This is a genomic window from Rhizobacter sp. P3_B12 (genome assembly GCF_056402895.1).
This window is the reverse complement of sequence record NZ_JBFUGN010000676.1, coordinates 1-3,406: the sequence shown is the minus strand read 5'-3', so window position 1 is coordinate 3,406 and position 3,406 is coordinate 1. Positions and strand designations below refer to the sequence as shown.

Sequence of the window (3,406 nt, the reverse complement as noted above, 5' to 3'; positions counted from 1 at the left end):
GTGCTGCGCAACGAGGCCGGCGTGCCGGTGCGCATCCGCGACGTGGCGAGCGTCGAGATCGGGCGCGAGCTGCGCACCGGCGCCGCCACCGACAACGGCCGCGAGGTGGTGCTCGGCACCGTCTTCATGCTGATCGGCGAGAACAGCCGCACCGTCTCGCAGGCGGTGGACCGGCGCATGGCCGAGATCAACCGCAACCTGCCGGCCGGCGTGCACGCGACCACGGTCTACGACCGCACGGTGCTGGTCGACAAGGCGATCGCCACCGTCAAGCGGAACCTGCTGGAAGGCGCGGTGCTGGTGATCGCGGTCCTGTTCCTGTTCCTCGGCAACATCCGCGCGGCGGTGCTGACGGCGATGGTGATCCCGCTGGCCATGCTGTTCACCTTCACGGGCATGGTGCAGCAGAAGGTCAGCGCCAACCTGATGAGCCTCGGGGCGCTGGACTTCGGGATCATCATCGACGGCGCGGTCGTCATCGTCGAGAACTGCGTGCGCCGCCTGGCCCATGCGCAGGCGCACCACGGCCGGCCGCTGACCCGCGCCGAGCGCTTCCACGAGGTGTTCCTCGCGTCGCAGGAGGCGCGGCGGCCACTGCTCTTCGGGCAGCTGATCATCATGATCGTCTACCTGCCGATCTTCGCGCTGGCCGGCGTCGAGGGGAAGATGTTCCACCCGATGGCGTTCACCGTCGTGATCGCGCTGGTCGGCGCGATGATCCTGTCGGTGACCTTCGTGCCGGCGGCGGTGGCGCTCTTCATCGGCGACAAGGTGGCCGAGACGGAGAACCGGCTGATGGGCTGGGCGCGGCGCGCCTACGAGCCGCTGCTGCGGCGGGCGATGGCCGCGAAGCCGCTGGTGCTGACCTGCGCCGGCGTGGCGGTGCTGCTGTCGGGCCTGCTCGCGACGCGGCTGGGCAGCGAGTTCGTGCCGAGCCTCGACGAGGGCGATTTCGCGATCCAGGCGCTGCGCATCCCGGGCACCAGCCTGTCGCAATCGGTCGCGATGCAGCAGCAGCTGGAACGCACGTTGAAGGCGAAGTTCCCGGAGATCGAGCGGGTGTTCGCCCGCACCGGCACGGCCGAGATCGCCGCCGATCCGATGCCGCCCAACATCTCCGACAGCTACGTGATGCTCAAGCCGATGGACGACTGGCCGCAACCGCGCAGGACGCGCGACGAGCTGGTCGCGGCGGTGAAGGCCGAGGTGGCCGGGCTGCCGGGGCAGAACTATGAGTTCTCGCAGCCGATCCAGCTGCGCTTCAACGAGCTGATCTCGGGGGTGCGGGCGGACGTGGCCGTCAAGGTGTTCGGCGACGACATGGCGGTGCTCGACGCCACCGCGGCCCGCGTCGCCAGCACGTTGCAAGGCATCCCGGGTGCCGCGGAAGTGAACGTCGAGCAGACCGGCGGCCTGCCGATGCTCACCGTGCAGATCGATCGCGAGAAGACGGCGCGCCACGGCCTGAACGTGCAGGACGTGCAGGACACGCTGGCCACCGCGATCGGCGGGCGCGAGGCCGGCACCTTGTTCGAGGGCGACCGGCGCTTCGACATCCTGGTGCGCCTGCCCGAGCACCTGCGCTCCGACCAGGAGGCCATCCGCCGCCTGCCGATCGCGCTGCCGAAGGGGACTGGCAACGCGCAGCGCTTCATCCCGCTGAGCGAGGTGGCCACGCTGTCGCTGGCGCCGGGCCCGAACCAGGTCAGCCGCGAAGACGGCAAGCGGCGCATCGTGGTCAGCGCCAACGTGCGCGAGCGCGACCTCGGCAGCTTCGTCGCGGAGGCCGCGCAGGCCATCGGCCAGCAGGTGAAGCTGCCGAGCGGCTACTGGATGACCTGGGGCGGCCAGTTCGAGAATTTGCAGTCCGCGACGAAGCGGCTGCAGGTGGTGGTACCGGTCTCGCTGCTGCTGGTGTTCACGCTGCTGTTCGCGATGTTCGGCAACATCAAGGACGGCCTGCTGGTGTTCACCGTCATTCCGTTCGCGCTGACCGGCGGCATCGTCGCGCTGTGGATGCGAGGCATCCCGCTGTCGATCTCCGCGGCGATCGGCTTCATTGCGCTGTCGGGCGTCGCGGTGCTGAACGGCCTGGTGATGCTGTCGTTCATCCGCAACCTGCGCGAGCGCGGCCAGCCGCTGGATTCAGCCATCCACGAAGGGGCGCTGACGCGCCTGCGCCCGGTGCTGATGACGGCGCTGGTGGCCTCGCTCGGCTTCGTGCCGATGGCGCTCGCGACCGGCACCGGGGCCGAGGTGCAGCGGCCGCTCGCCACGGTGGTGATCGGCGGGATCCTGTCGTCGACGGCGCTGACGCTGCTGGTGCTGCCAGTGCTGTACCGGCTGGCGCACCGGCGGGATGAGGCGGGGGGATGAGGTCAGGCTTGCGTCGTGCCCGCCTGTGACTCGGTCGCCGGCACGGCGATGCCCAGGGCCAATGCCGTGCTCAGGAACCACAGGATCTCGAAGGCCGAGAGCCGGCCCGCCGCGGCCGCTTCGCCAACGCCCATGGCGCGCTGCGTCCAGGCGGTCACCAGCCGCGGCGTGCTCGGGCGCGCAAGGGCCGCAGGCTCGAGCGGGCGTATGAGCTGGTAGCGGCCATTGATGGTGCGGGGCGAGACGCCCTGGTCGATGAGGACGTGCGTCAGGCCCCACAGCAAGGTCGACAGCCGCAAGGTGTGGGTCGCACCCGGCCACGAAACGGCGTCGGGCGCGCGCTGCGGGTCGGCCACATGCAACGGCCGCGCCAGCAACTCGGCCTGCGGCAGCGAGCTCGTGATGTCACCCGTGCGGAAGTCGACGACCAGGCCGTGCCCGTCACCCACGCCGAACAGCGTTCGTCGACGCTCGCCGGCGAGCAGTGCCCCGACCAGCAGGTCCCGCAATGCGTACAGCGCCATGCGGGCATGCTCGCGCTGCACGGCGCCGCGCGCCAGCTCGTACAGCGCTGCGGCGGCTTCGAGCACATCGGTCATCTCGCTGACCCGCAGCGGCGAGGCCACCGACAGGCCGCGCGGCGAGTCGGCCGGCGTCGCGCCGCGTGGCGTGAGCCGCACCAGCACCCGCGGTGGCGAGACATACTGCGACCAGTCGTGCGGCACGAAGAGCGTGGTGCAGGCAGTGGCGTCTTCCACCCAGCGCAGGCGCAGGCCGGCCTGGCCGTCGAGCATGCGCGTCATCGAGACCAGCACGGCACGATCGCGTGCCTCGAGGCCCAGTGCGGCGATGTCGAGCGCACGCCCCGGCGGCGATGCGCTCGCAGGGGAGGGGCCGGCAGCAAGGGGGCCGAGGGGTTCGGATTGTTCGGGCATCGGGCGGGTCGAGCGCTCGCAGAGTGCATCGACGGCCAGTCTAGCGACTCGGCTGATGTTCTGCGCTGAAGACCTCCTGAGCGCCTGGGCCAGCC

2 protein-coding genes are annotated in these 3,406 nt (G+C 70.7%); one reads left to right on the top strand and one right to left on the bottom strand.

The features are described from left to right. A partial coding sequence (locus tag AC1D01_RS25970) for an efflux RND transporter permease subunit (protein WP_477871495.1) occupies positions 1-2,376 on the top strand: 2,376 nt, incomplete at its 5' end. 2 nt (positions 2,377-2,378) lie between these two features. On the opposite strand, the gene AC1D01_RS25965 is transcribed toward AC1D01_RS25970, so the two are convergent. After that, a partial coding sequence (locus AC1D01_RS25965) for a hypothetical protein (RefSeq protein ID WP_477871493.1) occupies positions 2,379-3,406 on the bottom strand: 1,028 nt, incomplete at its 5' end.